Source organism: Acinetobacter ihumii, assembly GCF_900625095.1.
Lineage (GTDB): Bacteria > Pseudomonadota > Gammaproteobacteria > Pseudomonadales > Moraxellaceae > Acinetobacter > Acinetobacter ihumii.
Map to the genome: position 1 here is coordinate 1,551,624 of NZ_LR130760.1, position 18,392 is coordinate 1,570,015.

Annotated in this window: 20 protein-coding genes, 6 tRNA genes, 1 other RNA gene and 1 riboswitch; of the genes, 16 read left to right on the plus strand and 11 right to left on the minus strand. The window is 42.3% G+C overall.

The window, feature by feature from the left end:
- Window positions 1-30: 30 nt before the first annotated feature.
- The 5 genes from E0D95_RS07170 to coaD form a co-directional block, all read right to left on the minus strand.
- Window positions 31-107, minus strand: a tRNA-Met gene (locus tag E0D95_RS07170).
- A gap of 228 nt (window positions 108-335) precedes the next feature.
- Window positions 336-412 (minus strand) — tRNA-Met (locus E0D95_RS07175).
- Window positions 413-474: 62 nt separating this feature from the next.
- An RNA gene (gene rnpB, locus E0D95_RS07180) (RNase P RNA component class A) lies at window positions 475-830 on the minus strand.
- 27 nt (window positions 831-857) lie between these two features.
- Window positions 858-1,121, minus strand: a complete 264-nt coding sequence (locus tag E0D95_RS07185; protein WP_130803245.1) for a YfhL family 4Fe-4S dicluster ferredoxin — start codon at window positions 1,119-1,121, stop codon at window positions 858-860.
- A 1-nt stretch (window position 1,122) separates the two neighbouring features.
- Window positions 1,123-1,614 (minus strand): pantetheine-phosphate adenylyltransferase, encoded by a 492-nt coding sequence (gene coaD, locus E0D95_RS07190; protein WP_130803246.1) that lies wholly within the window; start codon window positions 1,612-1,614, stop codon window positions 1,123-1,125.
- Between the two features lie 158 nt (window positions 1,615-1,772).
- Here coaD and smpB point away from each other — a divergent pair, with 158 nt between their 5' ends.
- On the plus strand, window positions 1,773-2,249 hold the full coding sequence (smpB, locus tag E0D95_RS07195; protein ID WP_130803247.1) for an SsrA-binding protein SmpB: 477 nt from the start codon (window positions 1,773-1,775) through the stop codon (window positions 2,247-2,249).
- 48 nt (window positions 2,250-2,297) lie between these two features.
- On the opposite strand, the gene E0D95_RS07200 is transcribed toward smpB, so the two are convergent.
- The 3 genes from E0D95_RS07200 to rluD are packed head-to-tail and all read right to left on the minus strand — an operon-like array spanning window position 2,298 to window position 4,698.
- On the minus strand, window positions 2,298-2,849 hold the full coding sequence (locus E0D95_RS07200; protein ID WP_130803248.1) for a flavodoxin family protein: 552 nt from the start codon (window positions 2,847-2,849) through the stop codon (window positions 2,298-2,300).
- A gap of 40 nt (window positions 2,850-2,889) precedes the next feature.
- The gene (gene pgeF, locus E0D95_RS07205; RefSeq protein WP_130803249.1) at window positions 2,890-3,630 is read right to left on the minus strand and encodes a peptidoglycan editing factor PgeF; all 741 of its coding nucleotides are present in this window, start codon (window positions 3,628-3,630) and stop codon (window positions 2,890-2,892) included.
- A 15-nt stretch (window positions 3,631-3,645) separates the two neighbouring features.
- The gene (gene rluD, locus E0D95_RS07210; RefSeq protein WP_130803250.1) at window positions 3,646-4,698 is read right to left on the minus strand and encodes a 23S rRNA pseudouridine(1911/1915/1917) synthase RluD; all 1,053 of its coding nucleotides are present in this window, start codon (window positions 4,696-4,698) and stop codon (window positions 3,646-3,648) included.
- 72 nt (window positions 4,699-4,770) lie between these two features.
- On the opposite strand from rluD, the gene E0D95_RS07215 reads away from it, so the two are divergent.
- Window positions 4,771-5,832, plus strand: a complete 1,062-nt coding sequence (locus E0D95_RS07215; protein ID WP_130803251.1) for an outer membrane protein assembly factor BamD — start codon at window positions 4,771-4,773, stop codon at window positions 5,830-5,832.
- A gap of 153 nt (window positions 5,833-5,985) precedes the next feature.
- The gene (locus E0D95_RS07220; RefSeq protein ID WP_130803252.1) at window positions 5,986-7,878 is read left to right on the plus strand and encodes a DNA primase; all 1,893 of its coding nucleotides are present in this window, start codon (window positions 5,986-5,988) and stop codon (window positions 7,876-7,878) included.
- A 5-nt stretch (window positions 7,879-7,883) separates the two neighbouring features.
- Here E0D95_RS07220 and hemA read toward each other — a convergent pair whose 3' ends face one another.
- Window positions 7,884-9,167, minus strand: a complete 1,284-nt coding sequence (hemA, locus tag E0D95_RS07225; RefSeq protein ID WP_130803253.1) for a glutamyl-tRNA reductase — start codon at window positions 9,165-9,167, stop codon at window positions 7,884-7,886.
- A 99-nt stretch (window positions 9,168-9,266) separates the two neighbouring features.
- Between hemA and E0D95_RS07230 the strand changes: the two genes are divergently transcribed.
- The 12 genes from E0D95_RS07230 to ribB all read left to right on the plus strand — a co-directional run bounded on the left by E0D95_RS07230 (window position 9,267) and on the right by ribB (window position 16,475).
- Window positions 9,267-10,970, plus strand: a complete 1,704-nt coding sequence (locus E0D95_RS07230) for a tetratricopeptide repeat protein (RefSeq protein ID WP_130804855.1) — start codon at window positions 9,267-9,269, stop codon at window positions 10,968-10,970.
- Between the two features lie 3 nt (window positions 10,971-10,973).
- Window positions 10,974-11,552 (plus strand): lipoprotein insertase outer membrane protein LolB, encoded by a 579-nt coding sequence (gene lolB / locus E0D95_RS07235; protein ID WP_130803254.1) that lies wholly within the window; start codon window positions 10,974-10,976, stop codon window positions 11,550-11,552.
- Window positions 11,553-11,566: 14 nt separating this feature from the next.
- Window positions 11,567-12,394: a 4-(cytidine 5'-diphospho)-2-C-methyl-D-erythritol kinase gene (gene ispE, locus E0D95_RS07240; protein WP_130803255.1), complete on the plus strand. Its 828-nt coding sequence runs from the start codon at window positions 11,567-11,569 to the stop codon at window positions 12,392-12,394.
- A 4-nt stretch (window positions 12,395-12,398) separates the two neighbouring features.
- A tRNA-Gln gene (locus E0D95_RS07245) sits at window positions 12,399-12,473 on the plus strand.
- A 23-nt stretch (window positions 12,474-12,496) separates the two neighbouring features.
- Window positions 12,497-12,571 (plus strand) — tRNA-Gln (locus tag E0D95_RS07250).
- A gap of 16 nt (window positions 12,572-12,587) precedes the next feature.
- Window positions 12,588-12,662 (plus strand) — tRNA-Gln (locus E0D95_RS07255).
- 92 nt (window positions 12,663-12,754) lie between these two features.
- A tRNA-Gln gene (locus tag E0D95_RS07260) sits at window positions 12,755-12,829 on the plus strand.
- Between the two features lie 156 nt (window positions 12,830-12,985).
- Entirely contained in the window at window positions 12,986-13,939 is a 954-nt protein-coding gene (locus E0D95_RS07265; protein WP_130803256.1) for a ribose-phosphate pyrophosphokinase, read from the plus strand.
- Between the two features lie 99 nt (window positions 13,940-14,038).
- Entirely contained in the window at window positions 14,039-14,335 is a 297-nt protein-coding gene (rplY, locus tag E0D95_RS07270; RefSeq protein WP_130803257.1) for a 50S ribosomal protein L25, read from the plus strand.
- Window positions 14,336-14,355: 20 nt separating this feature from the next.
- The gene (pth, locus tag E0D95_RS07275) at window positions 14,356-14,937 is read left to right on the plus strand and encodes an aminoacyl-tRNA hydrolase (protein ID WP_130803258.1); all 582 of its coding nucleotides are present in this window, start codon (window positions 14,356-14,358) and stop codon (window positions 14,935-14,937) included.
- Window positions 14,938-15,073: 136 nt separating this feature from the next.
- Window positions 15,074-15,454 (plus strand): aspartate 1-decarboxylase, encoded by a 381-nt coding sequence (gene panD / locus E0D95_RS07280; protein WP_130803259.1) that lies wholly within the window; start codon window positions 15,074-15,076, stop codon window positions 15,452-15,454.
- A 127-nt stretch (window positions 15,455-15,581) separates the two neighbouring features.
- Window positions 15,582-15,723, plus strand: a riboswitch (FMN riboswitch).
- 92 nt (window positions 15,724-15,815) lie between these two features.
- Window positions 15,816-16,475 carry a 3,4-dihydroxy-2-butanone-4-phosphate synthase gene (ribB, locus tag E0D95_RS07285; RefSeq protein ID WP_130803260.1) on the plus strand — a complete coding sequence of 220 codons (660 nt, stop codon included), beginning with the start codon at window positions 15,816-15,818 and terminating at the stop codon, window positions 16,473-16,475.
- A 58-nt stretch (window positions 16,476-16,533) separates the two neighbouring features.
- Here the strand turns inward: ribB and E0D95_RS07290 are convergent, their stop codons facing one another.
- A complete protein-coding gene (locus E0D95_RS07290; protein WP_130803261.1) occupies window positions 16,534-17,064 on the minus strand; it encodes an HPP family protein in 531 nt (176 codons plus the stop codon).
- An 89-nt stretch (window positions 17,065-17,153) separates the two neighbouring features.
- Here E0D95_RS07290 and E0D95_RS07295 point away from each other — a divergent pair, with 89 nt between their 5' ends.
- The gene (locus E0D95_RS07295; RefSeq protein WP_130803262.1) at window positions 17,154-17,699 is read left to right on the plus strand and encodes a TetR/AcrR family transcriptional regulator; all 546 of its coding nucleotides are present in this window, start codon (window positions 17,154-17,156) and stop codon (window positions 17,697-17,699) included.
- An 11-nt stretch (window positions 17,700-17,710) separates the two neighbouring features.
- Here E0D95_RS07295 and E0D95_RS07300 read toward each other — a convergent pair whose 3' ends face one another.
- A complete protein-coding gene (locus E0D95_RS07300) occupies window positions 17,711-18,196 on the minus strand; it encodes a DUF1289 domain-containing protein (RefSeq protein WP_130803263.1) in 486 nt (161 codons plus the stop codon).
- Window positions 18,197-18,392 lie beyond the last annotated feature (196 nt).

The following is an 18,392-nucleotide window of genomic DNA, read 5'->3' on the forward strand; positions in this document are numbered from 1 at the left end:
AGATCACGTAAGGTACATGATCTTTAAAAATGGTGGCTATGACGGGACTTGAACCTGTGACCCCCGCATTATGAGTGCGGTGCTCTAACCAACTGAGCTACATAGCCATAAACTGTGTGCGCATTATCTATAGAACCATGATAAGCGTCAACACCTTTATTCACCATCTGTTCAGCAAATACTCAAATTCTTTTAAATATCGAGATTTGCTTACGATTTAACCCATAAAATCATACCTAATCTGCTTACTTTCCATTAAAGCAAAAATGTGTAGGCATACCTAAGACTGCAAATTTGACATAAAAAAAGACCATGCAGGAGCATGGTCTATTAAATGGTGGCTATGACGGGACTTGAACCTGTGACCCCAGCATTATGAGTGCTGTGCTCTAACCAACTGAGCTACATAGCCGAAAACTGTGCGCGCATTATCTAAAGTTATCCTAGATACGTCAAGCAAATTTTTCAAAAAATTGGTGAAGTGGACCTGTAAGCCGGGTTCTGTCGAGGACGATCATTCCTCTAGGCGTACAATCACTCATACGCTCAAGCGACCTACCCGAATCCAGTACGGGCCGTACCTCAGGATTCCTATTTGGTCTTGCTTCTGGTGGGGTTTACCATGCCGTGAACTGTTACCAGACACGCGGTGCGCTCTTACCACACCCTTTCACCCTTACCTCACGAATGAGGCGGTCTACTCTCTGCTGCACTTTCCGTCGGCTTTCACCGCCCAGGCGTTACCTGGCACCCTGCCCTATGAAGCCCGGACTTTCCTCCCCTGCTTTAGTCACGAAGACCTCCACAGCAGCGACCGTCCAGTCCACTTCTGGAGCGCATAGTAGCAAAGATTTGACCTAATTGCTCGTGCTTTTTTGATCAATTAATTTTTGATACTTTTGCAGCAACTCATCATGTGTTTCGACATGAGCAGGGTCTTTGGGAATGCAATCGACAGGACAAAATAACTGACATTGCGGTTCATCGAAATGTCCCACACATTCAGTACATAAGTCTGGATGAATCTCGTAAATCACATCGCCCATAAAAATGGCTTCATTGGGGCAAACTGGTTCACAGACATCACAGTTGATGCATTCTTCAGTAATAATTAATGACACATTACCAACCTTGTTGATGTTTGCGCTCAAAGGCATCGACAACGGCCTGTGGCACAAACTTGGCGACATCGCCTCTTAAACGTGCAATTTCACGAACCAGAGTCGATGAAATAAAAGAATATTGTTCCGATGGTGTTAAAAACACTGCTTCAAAATGTGAATCAAGCTGACGGTTCATATTGGCCAATTGAAACTCATATTCAAAGTCAGATACTGCACGTAAACCACGTAATACCGCAGTGGCATTTTGTTCACGGAAAAAATTGACCAAAAGTCCATCGAATCCAACAAACTCAACGTTAGATAAATGGCTTAGGGAGGCTTTGGCTAAAGCCACACGTTCTTCTAAACTAAAGACTGGGTTCTTATGGTGTCCAATCGCAATGGCAACCACGACTTCATCAAACATTCGCGAGGCTCGAGTGACCAAATCAATATGTCCATTAGTGATAGGGTCAAATGTTCCCGGATAGATAACACGTGTTTTAGTCATCCAGTTGTACTCTAGTTTATTTTCTGAGGGATATATTCTAGCAAATCTTGATTTCTTAGCGAAGACGTCCCATCAATAAGCCAACGGATTAAAATGAAAAAACTTCACCTCAGTCGCTGTTTCAGGCACAATAGGCTCAACTTTGGAATTTTAAGATTATGGCGAAAGCAGTAGTAGTTAAAAAAAATAACGGCGGCACCATCGCACAAAACAAACGTGCGCGTCACGATTATTTTATTGAAGAAAAATTTGAAGCAGGTATGGCTTTACAAGGTTGGGAAGTCAAATCCCTGCGTGCTGGGCGTATGACATTATCTGAAAGTTATATTATTTTTAAAAATAGCGAAGCTTATTTGTTTGGTGCACAGATTCAACCTTTGCTTTCTGCCTCAACCCATGTTGTTGCGGAATCGACACGTACCCGTAAATTATTGTTGTCGCGTAGACAAATCGAACAACTGATGGGCGCAGTCAATCAAAAGGGTTATTCTTGCGTACCTTTAGCCTGTTACTGGAAAGGTCATTTGGTCAAACTGGAAATTGCGTTGGTTAAAGGTAAACAGTTGCATGATAAACGTGCTACAGAAAAAGACCGCGACTGGCAGAGAGATAAGGCACGGTTGATGCACAAATAAAACATACAAAAAAAGTCTCAAAATTGAGACTTTTTACTTTAAAAGTGCTTAATGCAAACGATATAACAGTTCAGCCAAATATTTCCCAAACTTTCTCGCCGTTTCCAGATCCCCTTCGGGTGGTGTAATTTCAACGCTGGCATTGTCCGACTGGGTCATCAAGCCTAAAAAACTCGACATTCGATTGATATCAAGTGAACTCCGACCTGTTGGCATAAACGGCAAACCAGCCCAGATCATGCCATGCTGCATCGCAAATAGATTAATTTGTTGCAATACTGCGAGTTTATCGCCACTCAAGCCACCTCCGTTGGTAAAGCCAGCAGCAAGTTTGCCTTGCCATGTTCTTGCCAACCAACGCTTGGAAGAATCTTCCATAAACTGCTTCAAAGCAGAAGTTAAACTGCCCATATAAGTCGGACAACCCATGACAATTGCATCAGCCTGATCCAATACCTCCCATTGCGGAGCAGCTACAGATATCAGATGTACTTCTGCACCTGCTTGTTCAGCACCTTGAGCGATGTATTGGGCAACTTTGGCAGTATGTCCATACGGACTATGATAAACAATGCAAAGCGATTTTTTGGGCAGTGTCATAAATAAATTAAACTGATAGTACTTCGAAAGTTTACCACTTTTATCGGATAAAAACGAATGTCGCCATGCGTCCCGTTTTGGCATTACGCCGATAAGAATAGTATTCGTGTTGCTGGCGGTAAGAACATTGATCGCCGCCCAGTATCAGTTCTACACCCTGTTGTTCCAAGATATAAGCGGCAATCGCATAAAGGTCTGCATAAAACTTATCATCCTGTTTGCCTTGTTCAAATGCCAACGCCAGTGCAGGATATTTCACACAAAAAGCATCTTTGACATCTAGACCCACTTCAAAACACGGCTGACTAATTGCAGCACCTAACCATGCCCATGTTGCACCACTTTGCATGGCTTCAATGGTATTTTCAATTATTCCACCCGCCAGACCACGCCAGCCTGCATGTAAATTGGCAACCTCAGTCCCTTCCCGATTGCCCAAAACCACAGGCAAACAATCGGCGGTCATCATCATGAGCGCATGACCTTGGGTTTGAGTAACTAAACCATCACCCATTAAAGCATCAAAAGTGATCTGCTGGTTCACCGTATGACAAATAGTGCTATGGGTTTGCGTCATCCATGTGATTTTATCCACCCCATATTCTGCAAACGCATTTAACAACATCATTCGATGTTGCTGAACGCGCCTAGGATCGTCATTGACATGCAAAGCCAGATTAAATCCAGCCAGTTCAGGATGCTCACTCGCTAACGCTTGTGCATGCTGAATGGTGGTCTGTCCCACATAAACACCTTGCGGTAAACCTTGCACAAAATTCATGAACCAATCCTTATTTTAATAAGCAGCATTGTCCTGACGTAAGACTTCAACCAAATAATTAAAATCGTCTGGCCACGCTGCTTCAAACATCATCTCTTCACGAGTACGTGGATGCACCAATCCCAATTTAGAAGCATGCAGTGCCTGACGTTTAAATGCACGTAAAGTAATATTTAAACGCTCGCTTGCGCCTGCTGGCACACGAACTCGATTCATATACACAGAATCGCCCACCAGTCCATGACCGATATAGCTAAAATGTACACGAATCTGATGGGTTCGTCCTGTTTCAAGCTGTGCCTGTACGCGAGTAAAGTTTTGGAAGCGTTCTTTGACATTATAATGCGTTACCGCATCCCGTCCGCCCGGAAGAATCGCCATTTTAATACGATCAACTGGATGACGTTTAATCGGTTCATCAATCGTGCCACCCGCCACAATATTGCCATACACAATTAAATCATAAATTCGATAAACCGATTTATCCGCCAGTTGTTTACTTAACGAAAACTGGGCCTCCAGATTTTTGGCAACCACCAATAAACCACTGGTGTCTTTGTCAATTCGATGCACCAGACCTGCCCGCGCCAGTTCTGCCGATTTTGGATAATGATAGAGCAAAGCATTGACCAGTGTTCCCGAGCTATTGCCTGCACCAGGATGTACCACCATGCCCACAGGTTTATTAATCACTAAAATATCATCGTCTTCATAAACAATATCAAGTGGGATATTTTCTGGTTGGCTGGTGGTCTGAGCTTCAAGCTCAACATTTAAGGTCAGTAATTCGTTACCTTCACAACGGTATTTTGGCTTAACGATGTTACCATTCACCAACAAATGACCGTCTTTCATCCATTGCTTGAGGCGTTCTCTGGAAAAGTCACTCCAGACAGTGGCCGCAACCTGATCAATGCGTTGCCCTAAATATGTTTCATCAAGCTGTTCTTGCAACGATAAACGTGTTGCAGTTGAGTCAGAATTATGATTATCTGCATCCTCAGAATCTTCGAGTAGATTGAAGTCTGTTTCTGAGAGATTGGAATTAGAAGATTGTGCTGAAGTCATTTGCTCAAAGTGATAAAAGTGGTTTAATAGCGCAATTGTAGCTCATTGCCCGTATATAACAGAGGAGTTTTTATGTCGCTACCAAATTATAAGATTACCATGCTTGCCCTTTCTCTTGGCGTAGCGACTGCAATGGTGGGTTGTAGCAGTAATCCAAAAAAAGAAGTAGTCGATACTGGGCCTAAGTCAAGTGAACTCGTGTATATTGAAAAAGCAGAAAAGTCACTCGATCGTAAGCAATATTCAGATGCGGCAAAATCTTTAGAAGCGATTGATACTTATTATCCTACAGGTCAATATGCACAACAAGCGCAACTTGAGCTTCTTTACGTTAAATTCCAACAAAAAGATTATGAAGGTGCCATTGCACTGGCTGAACGTTTTATTCGCTTAAATCCACAACATCGAAATGTCGATTATGCCTACTATGTACGCGGCGTATCCAACATGGAACTCAATTACGATAGCTTGTTGCGTTATACCTCATTGCAACAGTCGCATCGTGATGTCAGTTATTTAAAACTGGCTTATCAAAACTTTGTTGATTTTATTCGTCGCTTTCCTAGCAGTGAATACGCAGTCGATGCAGCACAGCGCATGAAATACATTCAGCAAGAGCTGTCCGAAAACGAAATTAATGTGGCGCGTTTTAATTTAAAACGTAAAGCTTGGCTTGCAGCAGCAGAACGTGCGCAATGGGTGGTTGAACATTACCCGCAAACTCCACAGGTTCCAGAAGCATTGGCAACTCTCGCTTATGCCTATGATCAAGTCGGTGATAAAGCCACCTCACAACAATATACAGATGTTTTAAAACTCAACTACCCAGAGTTAGTCAAATCCAATGGCAAGGTTGATTTACGTGCTGCGCGCCATGAAGGAAGCTGGTGGAACCGTGCGACTTTAGGCATTTTAGGTCGTAGTGCAAAAACATCTGGTGTTGAAACGACAGCATCGGACAATACCACTGAGCAACGCAGTCTGACCAATCGTTTAAGCTTTGGTTTACTAGATAAACCTGCTCAACCAGTTGCACCAGTGGCAGCACCACCGACCCAACAATTTGTTCCACGTACCAGCGTTGTACCAGAAACAGTTGCCCCTGAAAGCAATGAAGATGATGCTGCCAACTAAAATTTGATGGCTGCACAGTAAGGCAAGTTTAAAGAACTTGCCTTTTTTCATTTTTATTGCATTGAAATCACTTGCATATGACTGCATCATGTAAAGTCATCTTAAGCACAACAATATTATTTTCACCCCTGATCCGACACGGTATTTTTGATTATGGCGATTCCTCAACACACGATTGATCAAATTCTGGATCGTACTGATCTGGTCGAACTGATTGGTCAACGGGTCAAGCTGAAAAAAACCGGACGAAGCTATTCGGGCTGTTGCCCGTTCCATCAGGAAAAAACACCATCTTTTCATGTGTATCGTGACAAAGGCTATTACCACTGTTTTGGCTGTCAGGCCAATGGCAATGCCATTCGCTTTTTGATGGACATTGATAGCCGTAATTTTATTGATGTCATGAAAGAACTTTCCAGCAAAGCAGGAATCGAATTACCTCAAGATAACTTTGACCATAAAAAACTCTCTTACAAACGTACACCACAAAAAATTGAACCCAAAGCGATTTCAGCACCTGAAATTGCATCCCCCTACGTCACACAACAAGATCCAGATCAAGCTTTTGCCGATGCATCCAATATTGAGATGCCCAACTATTTTGATGATCCTTTTGCCCAGTTTGATGTTTCGTTTTCAGCATTTGAAGAAATACCGCAAGAGGGAAATTTATACGACCTACTGGAAAATGTTGCCCAGTTTTATGAACGGCAACTTCCACACAGTAAAAAAGCACAGGCCTATTTTAAACAACGTGGACTCAGCGCTGACACGATTCAATTTTGGCGTTTAGGTTATGCACCTGAAGATTGGCAACATTTGGAAAAAGCCTTTCCACAGGACATTGATGGTCTTAAAAAAGTCGGCTTAATTCGTTCAAGCGATAACGGACGAGATTTTGATTTACTGCGTGAGCGCGTGATTTTTCCGATTCGTGATGCAAAAGGTCGGGTGGTCGGTTTTGGTGGTCGGGCGCTAAATGATGACATTAAACCCAAATATATTAACTCACCAGATTCAGATATTTTTCATAAGAATCAGTTGCTTTATGGGCTTTATGAAGGGCGAAAACTCAAAGCCCATGACTGGTTGATGGTCGAAGGCTACATGGATGTGATTGCCTTACAACAATATGGCGTCTATGGCGCAGTGGCAACACTCGGAACCGCCAGTAATGCAGATCATCTGAATACTTTATTTAAACAAAATCCAAGAATTACCATTGCCTTTGATGGTGATGCCGCAGGGCAAAAAGCAGCCAGACGAACACTGGAAATTGCACTACCCCTCTTAAATGATGGTCGTGAACTCAAGTTTTTTGTGCTGCCCAATGAACATGATCCAGATTCATTGATTCGTCGTGAAGGTCTGGAAAGTTTTAATCGGTTACTGGATCAAGCACCGTTATTGTCCGATTTTGTTTTTGCCCATTTAACAGGACAACACGATATTTCCAGTCCAGAAGGTAAAAGTCTGGTCATGGGTGAGCTCAAGGAGCTTACCGAGCTACTTCCTAAACATGGCTCATATCGTTATTTGCTCACCCAATCATTTCGGGAAAAACTAGGTTTAGGACGTAAATGGACACCGCAAATCAGTCACGATGCCTCTTTGTCATTTAATATCCAAACCAAAGATGAAGATTTTGCCATCGCCATTTTGATGCACCATCCTTATTTATATATCCATTTTGAAGCTTTACGTGCTGTGATTGATGCCAATGAATTGCTCAGCAAAATTCTAGCGATTCTGGATCGTGTTTTTGATGAATTACCTGATGATCAGGAATTGGCAACCTATTATGTTTTGGGTGCATGTAGTGCTTATTGCCATGAAATTGCAGATATCATGCAAAGAACCAATATTGAAAGCCTGACACAAGCCCCTGAAATTGCAGACAAACTCGCGAAAGAATACTCACTGGGTTTGCAGGAAAAATACTTACGTCAAAAACTTAAAGCACCCATTTCTCTTTTGGAATCACGCAATTTGCGTCAACAGCTCAATGAATTAACCAAACAAATTGGCTTAAGATTGTTATCTTAAACTGATTATTTTTTGGGTTTGCGCTCATTGGCAAAAACCTCTGCCAATTGGTTTTGCATCCATTCAAAATAATCAGGACTTTCATTTTGTGCGGCTTCACGCAGTAAAATTGAAGTCGGATGTAGCATTTTCTGGGTTAAGCGATGTGCAAAGTTTTTTAGTACATCTTCAGGGTGCTTGCCTGTTTTTAAAGCCTCAAGTGCTCGCTCTAACTCTAGCTGAGTTTGCGCTTCACTTTGTTCTCTATAGGCATGAATGGTACTCCCCGCTTGCTGGATTTTTTGCTGGGTCACCAGTTGCGTTGCCAACTGATTGACCATGACTTCCGCCTCAACAGCAGCCTGTCGACGTTGTGCCAGATTTTCATCTATAACGCTTTGTAGGTCATCCACCCCATACAAATAAACGCCATCCAGACTTTCAACTTTGGGATCGATATCACGGGGTACAGCCAAATCCACCATTAACATCTGTTTGTAGCGTCGTTTTTTTAAAGCTGCACGCACATCTTTATAATGAATGACTTGATGTAAACTGCCCGTACAACTCGATACCACATCTGCCCGATGTAAATGGTCTGCCAACTGATTAAATTCAATAATCTCGACATCCACTTGCTGCGCAATTTCCTGCGACAAATGTTCAGCACGTTCACGACTACGATTACAAATAATCATTTTCGCAACGCCCATTTCAGCCAGATGCTTGGCCACCAAGCTATTCATTTCGCCTGCTGCCACCACCATCACGGTCAACTGTTCAGGATGGCTAAACACCTGCAAAGCCAACTGCGCAACTGAATAGCCCATCGAAACCGCATGGCTACCTACTGCTGTTTCAGTACGAACCCGTTTCGCAGCATAAAAAGCGTATTCAAAAATTCGGTTTAAATCTGGGGAAATCGTCTGTGCTTCTTTAGACAGATTCAGCGCACTTTTGACCTGCCCTAAAATCTGCGGCTCTCCCAGCATCAGCGAATCAAGCCCACTCGCGACCCGCATCAAATGTGTAACTGCTTGCGCGTTTTCGTAACGATAAACATGATGAAGTAATTGTTTTACTTCAATATCATTTGATTGGGCAAGCCAGTCGAGCACCTGATCGGCATGATCAGCAATCGCATACACTTCAGTACGATTACAGGTTGAGACCACCACCATATCATTTAAAGACTGGTGATGACGTTGCTCGGCAAGTAAGACACTTAATCGCTCTGCATTAAAAGCGATTTGTTCTCTTAACTCTACGGAAGCTGTTTGATGGTTGACACCCAATGCAAAGAAGGACATATCAGATCATCAATTCGCTAAATTTATGCTATTGTGCATTAAAGGTGTCATAAAAAGCATACTAGATTATGAAAAAATGGATTACTAACATTGCGTCAAATGAATTGCCGATTTAACGGTACGTCGCTTAGACAATATTCTACCACATTCTTACTGTTAGGGAGCATGGCATCAGCTGTACATGTACGGGCGATGGCTGATTTTCATCCAGCACCACTCAATAGTGAAGCACTTAAACAAAGCATGATTGCCGAGTTTGCACTGGCTTATGATGATATCCCAACGGCTATTCATAATTACACTGTCTTGGCTATAAAAAGCAATTCACCCGAAGTAAAACAGCGTGCGCTGGATATTGCACTTGAATATAACGACACAAAAGCTGCTCTGGACATAGCTACACATTGGGTGGCACAAGAACCTGAAGATGTTCCTGCCCTATTCTATTTGGCGCATATCGCACTCAAAGCGCATGAATATAAACTGGCTGCCAATACGCTGGACAAAATTTTAAATATTGATCCCAATGCTGATTTAGAACAAATTGTCGCAGGCATTTCCCCAGAATCCCCTACGGATCGTGCCGACTTACTGCATATTTTAAATATCAGCAAGGAAAAAAATAATCCCTCTGTGCTTGCACTTATTGCAGGTCTGGAAGCCCAAAATGGCGATTTGGATCAAGCACTTGTGACCATTAATCGGGCATTACGCAAACGCCCCAAAGTCACAGGATTTATTTTAATGAAAGCCAATTTATTGACTGGACTGGGTGACCTAGAAGGCGCACAGCAATGGTATGCGAAATCCAGTCGGCGGCACAAAGATAATCTGGAAGTTCGTTTGGCAGAAGCCCGATTTCTGGTCAAAAATAATCAGCCAGAATTAGCACTGGAAAAACTAAAAAGTATTATCAAAGACTGGCCAGATGCCGAAGAAGCTAAATTTATTGCAGGTTTAACCAGTATTGACCTTAAACAATATGATAAAGCTGAACAATATCTGGTCGACCTACGTTATTCAGCCAAATATCAAAATGATGCGTATTATTATTTGGCTGTAAATGCAGAACGCAAACAACATTTTGAAACTGCCAAAGCCTATTATCGTTTGGTTGATGGCAGCCTCTATGTGGTTTCAAGGCGTAATATGGTTGCGATTTTTGAAAGCCAGAAAAACCTGAATGACGCATTACGCTTTTTAACTCAGGAACGAGTCAACTATCCGCAACATGCCAGTTTTTTATATCAGGCGCAGGCAGAAATTTTGAGAAAAATGGGCAATAAAAAGGCCGCCATTCGTCTGCTGGATGAAGCAGTTAAAAATATTCCAGATGATCCTGAACTGCTATATGCTGAAGTTTTAATGCTTGATCCTAATATTGATCGAAATAAATTGGATCGCGCGCTGAAGCAACTGTTACAAATCGAACCGAATAGTCCTACTTATTTAAATGCCTATGCTTATACCTTAGCGTTGCAAAATCGGCGACTAGGCGAAGCCAGAGAATATGCTGAATTGGCACTTGAATATGCACCTGAACAAGCGTCGATTCTGGATACCCTCGGTTATATCGCTTTTTTACAAAATGATTTCCCTGCGGCAGCTGACGCATTGGGGAAAGCGTATCACTTAAGTCACAATGTCAATATTGGGATTCGTTTCGCCAAAGCCTTATATATGCAAGGTGATCTGGATAAATACAGTCAGGTGTTACAGCAGCTCAAACAAAAACATGCAAATGATCCACAATTACAACAACTTGATGGATTAATCTTACCGATAAGTACCAAAAAGAGTTAGTTTATGAATAAATTTTCCCAAGCATGTTTGGCTGTATGTAGCTCCAGTGTCCTATTTTTAACTGGTTGTCAGCATTTTAGCCAACCACAAATGCCGAAGCACACACAGCCTGAAAGTGAAAACCAATTTAATTTACAAGGCAAGATTGGAGTAAGAACTCCCCAACAATCAGGTAGCGCATTTTTTAGCTGGGCACAACAACAACAAAATTTTGATATCGAATTGACTGGTATTTTGGGTATGGGGAAAACCCAGATTCAGGGACAAAATGGTAAAGTCACACTAAATAGCGCAAAAACAGGGCTGATCACCGCAGCCACACCAGAAGAATTACTGGAACGAGCAACAGGATGGCAAGCCCCAATTACCCATATTATCAGTTGGGTACAAGCCCGACCAGCCACCACACAAGCTCAAGTGTCTCAAGACACAAATGGTCGAATTAACCATATTCAAGAAGATGGCTGGAATGTTGATCTGAGCTATGATGCGGAACAAAAACTACCGAATAAACTTATTTTAAAGCAGACACTTGAAGATAACAAAGAAAACCGTATTACAATGGTTATTCAAAATCGTTAGACCAAGTGAAGATGATGATTCGGGTTCCCTCTCCAGCTAAACTCAATTTGTTTTTGCATATCACAGGCCGCCGCGCAGATGGCTATCATGAATTGCAAACCATTTTCGAGTTGATTGATTTATATGACTGGATGAGTTTCGAAGTGCAATCTGGCATGGATCTCCACATTGCAGGATTGGAGCAAGTCGATTTAAAGCACAATCTGATTTATCGTGCAGCAGAGTTAATCAAACCCTACGCCACACAATCGTGTGGTCTAAAAGTTCACATCGAAAAAAATATTCCCATGGGCGCAGGATTAGGCGGTGGTTCATCTAATGCTGCCACCACCCTGATCGTGCTTAATCAACTGTGGCAATGTCAGTTAAATATTCAACAATTGGCCGAGCTTGGATTACAGTTAGGAGCGGATGTTCCCGTGTTTGTACATGGTCAAAATGCATGGGCAGAAGGTGTTGGTGAACGTTTATCATTCATAGACTTAGAACAAAAACAATACATTATTTTAAAACCTGACTGTTTTATCAGCACTCAACAGTTATTTTCACAAAAAACATTGACAAGAGATTCCAAGCCCACTACATTTTGCGCCTATCAGTTAAAGCCATTTAACTTTGGAAATAACTTTGAGCCAGTCGCAAGAAGTTTATATCCAGAAGTAAATGAAGCAATGCAATATTTAGATCAATTTGGTCAGGCAAAGCTTACAGGAACAGGTGCTTGTGTTTTTACTGAAGTCAATGCTGAAATGAACATTGCTGAAATTGTTGCAAACTCACCATGTAAAGCTTATGTGGTTCATAGTTTAAAACAATCTCCACTGTGTGATTTTCAACTTTGAAGATAGGGGCGTCGCCAAGTGGTAAGGCACCGGGTTTTGATCTCGGCATCCGTTGGTTCGAATCCAGCCGCCCCTGCCAATCACATCTGAGATTTCTGTATTAGGGGCGTCGCCAAGTGGTAAGGCACCGGGTTTTGATCTCGGCATCCGTTGGTTCGAATCCAGCCGCCCCTGCCATTACAGATTTCGAATTAGGGGCGTCGCCAAGTGGTAAGGCACCGGGTTTTGATCTCGGCATCCGTTGGTTCGAATCCAGCCGCCCCTGCCATGAATATCCTTTTGTCAGACCAATCGTTTGTTCTGTTTTTTGTTGAATTTTCTTGACATAAACAGCTAAAACCATTAAAGTTCTGCCGCATTAGGGGCGTCGCCAAGTGGTAAGGCACCGGGTTTTGATCTCGGCATCCGTTGGTTCGAATCCAGCCGCCCCTGCCATATAACAGATTGTCTTTTAAACTACCCGTTGGAAAAATTAACCCTTTTTCCTTTGCGCTCGGATCAAGCATGGCTTAATCCTATTGGAACAATCACCGATTTTCCTCTTGCGCTCGGGTGAAGCGTTGCTTCACGTAATCCTCGCTCAGGTGCTTCATGCCCAATCTTGTCGTTTTTAGTGGAACTGCTCATCCACAATTTGCTCAAAAAGTTGTTAGCCACTTGCATATCCCATTGGGAGCTGCTGCTGTAGGTAAATTTTCTGATGGTGAAATTACTGTCGAAATTACTGAAAATGTGCGTGGTAAAGACGTTTTTATTGTTCAGCCGACCTGTGCACCGACCAATGATAACCTGATGGAAATTCTGGTTATGGCAGATGCTTTACGTCGCGCAAGTGCAGGACGTATTACGGCGGTCATTCCTTATTTTGGTTATGCACGTCAAGACCGTCGTCCTCGTTCAACCCGTGTTCCAATTACTGCAAAAGTCGTCGCAGATATGCTGACCACTGTAGGTATTGACCGAGTTGTCATGATCGACTTGCATGCTGACCAGATTCAGGGCTTCTTCGATATTCCAGTTGATAACATTTACGGTACGCCTGCACTACTGGCTGACTTACGTCAACAACAGCACCATAACCTGATGGTGGTTTCACCAGATGTAGGCGGTGTGGTTCGTGCGCGTGCTGTAGCCAAACAAATGGGCGATATTGATCTTGCAATTATCGACAAGCGTCGTCAAAAAGCCAATGAGTCTCAAGTCATGCATTTGATTGGTGATGTGAAAGACCGCGATTGCGTGATTGTCGATGATATGGTCGATACCGCTGGTACCTTGTGCAAAGCCGCTGATGCACTTAAACAGTTTGGTGCGCGTCGTGTCGTTGCCTATGCAACTCACCCTGTACTTTCAGGTAAAGCCATTGAAAATCTGACCAATTCTGTCATTGATGAGTTAGTGGTGACAGATACTATTCCACTTTCTGTCGATGCGCAAAATCTGGGTAAAATTCGTCAAGTTTCTGTTGCAGGAATGGTCGCTGAAACAATTCGTCGTATTAATAACGAAGAATCTATTAGCGCAATGTTCGATAGTTATCTATAATAACGCGCAGATTTTTTCAAACCCTGGCTTTGGCTGGGGTTTTCTATCACTAAACTGGTCGCAAGTTTAGTTTATTTAAACCTTAATGAGGATTTACTCATGGCAAATTTCGTATTAAACGCTCAAGCGCGTGCTGAAGACAAGCAAGGGAAAGGTGCGAGCCGCCGCCTTCGTCGTGAAGCATTGGTTCCAGCAATCATCTATGGTGGTGACGCAGAGCCTGTTACTGTAACTTTAGAACTTCGTGAAGTTGTAAAAGCATTAGAAAACAATGCATTCTTTGAAGAAGTTGTTGAAATCAAAATTGGTGACAAAGTTGAAAACGTTAAAATCCAAGCGTTACAACGTCATCCTGCTAAAAACACACCAATGCACGCAGATTTTAAACGCGCATAATTGGTGTTGAGCGTAAATTAGTGTCAAATATTTCGCTAATTGTTGGTTTGGGCAATCCGGGTGCCGAATATGCCCAACCCCGCCATAATGCAGGCTTCTGGTTTGTAGAACAGCTTGCAGATCAATATGGCATTACTCTTAAAAAAGACCCTAAATTTAACGGTTATACAGGCCGTGGCAATATAGAAGGACACGATGTTCGTCTACTCATTCCTACAACCTTTATGAACCGATCCGGTCAAAGTGTCGTTCCCTTTGCCAAGTTTTATCAGATTTCACCCGAATCAATTTTGATTGCACATGACGAACTGGATATGGAGCCAGGAGTGATACGCCTTAAAACAGGGGGTGGTCACGGTGGTCATAACGGTTTACGCGATATTGTGCCGCATATCGGTTCAAATTTTCATCGTTTACGTATTGGAATTGGTCATCCGGGTTCAAAAGATCGTGTTTCTGGTCATGTACTGGGCAAAGCACCTCAAAATGAACAACAACTAATGGACGATGCAATTCATCATGCCTTAACCAAAGTCAAATTATTGGTAGAAGGTCAAATTTCTCAGGCAATGAATCAAATCAATGCCTACAAACCCAATTAATCTGATTTGTTGAACATTGTTGCTTGCCATCAGCTTTTTTTAAGAGCAAAATGCGCATTCAAATGCCGACTCAAAAAGTCAGACAACGTTTCAACCATAAGATCATACGCTTAGGTCAACTCAGGAGACGCTAACCATGCTATCTCGTTTATTAAAATGCAAAATACATCGTGCAGTGGTGACACATGCCGAACTTCATTATGAAGGTTCTTGTGCAATTGACGGCGTATTAATGGATTTGGCAGGGATTCGTGAATATGAAGAAATCCATGTCTGGAACGTGACTAACGGCAAACGTTTTAGCACTTATGCCATTCGTGGTGAAGAACATTCAGGTATCATTTCAGTGAATGGTGGTGCAGCGCATCAAGCCGATGTGGGTGATCTGGTGATTATTGCGACCTTCGGTGATTTTACCGAAGCTGAAGCAAATGCACACAAACCACGTCTGGTGTATGCAAATCCAGATAATACGGTCAATCACACCGCAAACTGCATACCAGTTCAAGTTGCTTAAATTTAAAAATATTGAAAAGCCCGCATTTAATTTGCGGGCTTTTTTTATGCTGAATTAGACTAAGCTTTGCACCGAATGTTCTATAAAAAATATCATCTTTTAGTGGAAAAAGACTATAATACTGGCACATCGCTTCAGGGCGGGGTGCAATTCCCCACCGGCGGTAAGCTCTCAAGAGTAAGCCCGCGAGCCTTTGACTGAACTCAGTTAATCGCAGATTTGGTGCAAATCCAAAGCCGACGGTATAGTCCGGATGAAAGAAGACGACGTTCAGCAATAGACCAATGCTGGTCTATTGTGACGACCCTATTTCTGCATCAGTCCTGAAATGTTTAACCGTAACTTTACGAGAGCATTTCATATGTCTAGTTTAATTCAAGCTGAGATTTTCTTTTCAGCCCTTTCCCCTGCCGAACAACGGATTCAACAAGCACTAGACGATATTCGTCAAGGCAAACCTGTGATTGTCATGGATGATTTTGACCGCGAAAATGAAGCGGATTTGATCGTGGCTGCCGAGACTTTAAATGTGGAAACCATGGCACGAATGATTCGTGATGGTTCAGGCATTGTTTGTTTTTGCTTAACCGAAGATCTGGCAGATCACTTAGAATTACCACCGATGGTACAAAATAACTCGAGTCAGTTCCACACTGCTTTTACCGTAACCATTGAAGCTGCTCAAGGCGTTACTACGGGTGTTTCTGCACAAGATCGGGTCACCACCATTCATACTGCAATTAAGGAAGGTGCTGTTGCCAGTGACCTCAACCGTCCCGGTCATGTGTTCCCCTTACGAGCACGTGATGGAGGTGTTCTAACTCGACGCGGTCATACTGAAGCCACCATTGATCTTGCACGTTTAGCAGGTTTAAAACCTTCTGGCGTGTTATGTGAATTGACTAATCCTGATGGAACTATGGCAGCAGGCATTCAAGTTCTAGCTTATGCGCAGACGCATCATTTAACCGTCATTACGATTGAAGAACTGGTTCAATATCGACTTCAACATCATGTTTAAATATTAATGTCAAACTAGCAATGTTAAAAATATCCCGAACTTCATAGATTCGGGATTTTTATTTACTTCGTAAAAAGCCCAAGCCATACAATGGCCACTTGTGTTGATTCGCAATATTGTTAACCAGCCATGCACTTGCGACCAGAACCACAGCACCAGTTAGCACAGGAAAAAGTAAAAAGCTCCAAGAATAATCAATATGTTGAGCAGTCAGTAAAATCACCAGTGGATTTGCACCCGCAGGTGGATGTACACAGCGTAACAACTGCATCACCGCGATTGCACAGCCCACTGCCAATGCAATACTCAGAATATGAGTGCCAAAAAGTTTTAAAAACAACAATCCAACCAATGCTGAAACCAAATGTCCCAGAATAATGTTACGTGGCTGAGCCAAAGGTGATTGTGATACCGCATAAAGCAGCACACAAGTCGCTCCAAATGGTGCCATAATCCATAAATGCCCTGACCATTGCCCCAAAAAAAGTAACGCTGCAATACTCAATGTTCCCCCAATTAAACTTCGAAGCATCTCTACATAATGCGGTCGAGGAGCTAATTTTTCTTTGCCCATAAACATTGAAAACATAGATAAATACCTTGATTGATTTTGCAGTGGCTACAAGTTAGACTTAAAATAGTACAAATCTGTACTATTTTAATCAAGAGTCAAATTTCATGTCCAAAGCAGCAGATAAGATTTTAATGACCGCAGAACTATTATTTAATCGTGACAGTTTTAGTGCTGTCGGTGTGGATTTGATTCGGGATGAATCAGGCTGCTCGAAAACTACGATGTATCACTATTTTAAAAATAAACAGCAACTGGTAGTGCAAGTGCTACAGCAACGTGATCAAAGATTTAGACAAAGTTTACAACGCTTTGTGGGCGAAGCTCAGGATTTAGAGGCGATTGACAAAATTTATGATTGGCACATCGACTGGTTTCAGCAAAATCATTTTAAAGGTTGCCTATTTGTTCGGGCTGTTGCCGAATCAACTCAAGCACATGAGCTGCATCGCGTCTCTAAAGCGCATAAACAATGGATATATCAGTTCATTGCCACTAAAGTGCAGAATTTTCAACAATCTGAGGCTATTGTAGAACTGGTATACAACTTTATTGAAAGTTTGATCAGTCGTTATTTAGTTGAAGGTTTTGATGTACAACATGCTGAAATGACAAAAAAACTGATGTACTTACTCATCCAGAAATTACAGTGAGCATATTAGATTTAATGTTCTTCAACCATTTGCATTAAATGGCTACGCATGCCGTCTGCACGTAACCATGCGAAATCATAGCTGGCTTGCGCCAAAGACAGAATCCGTCGCTCAAACTCTTGCCATAACGGTTTAACTTGATCGCTTTGAATGGCAAGTCCACTTTCTTCAGCCAAATGTTTATTTTTCTCACACAACTTTAGCGCATGGTAGAGCTTACGCCCAGTGCTTGCATGTTCAAGCAATCTGATTCGCTTGGATTGTAAAAATTGCATGATCATGAATAAATTGGCATGCGGTAACATGGGGATTAAAATTTGATCCAGTTGCGAGTCAAGTCGTTTCCAGATTGCCAATTGCTGCTCTTGGGTAAACGTATTCCAGCGAATAATTTCATGATTAAAACGACGACAGCCACGACACACGTTATCACCAAACGTTGTCGAGCAACGACCGGCACAAGGGGTAATGGTGGGAATACGACGTTCGTCACTCAATGGTTTTTCCTCAAACATTCAATCTTAAATGAGCATTGGCTATACTATATCTTGTATGCATAAAAATTTTAACCACAATACTTGGTATTTTGGATAGAAATACGACAATTATTTCATCAAAATGTGCGGTGATCATCGCGATCCGATTGTTCTGTTATGATTTTTTAAACAAATTCGCTCTAAAGCATTTATAAGT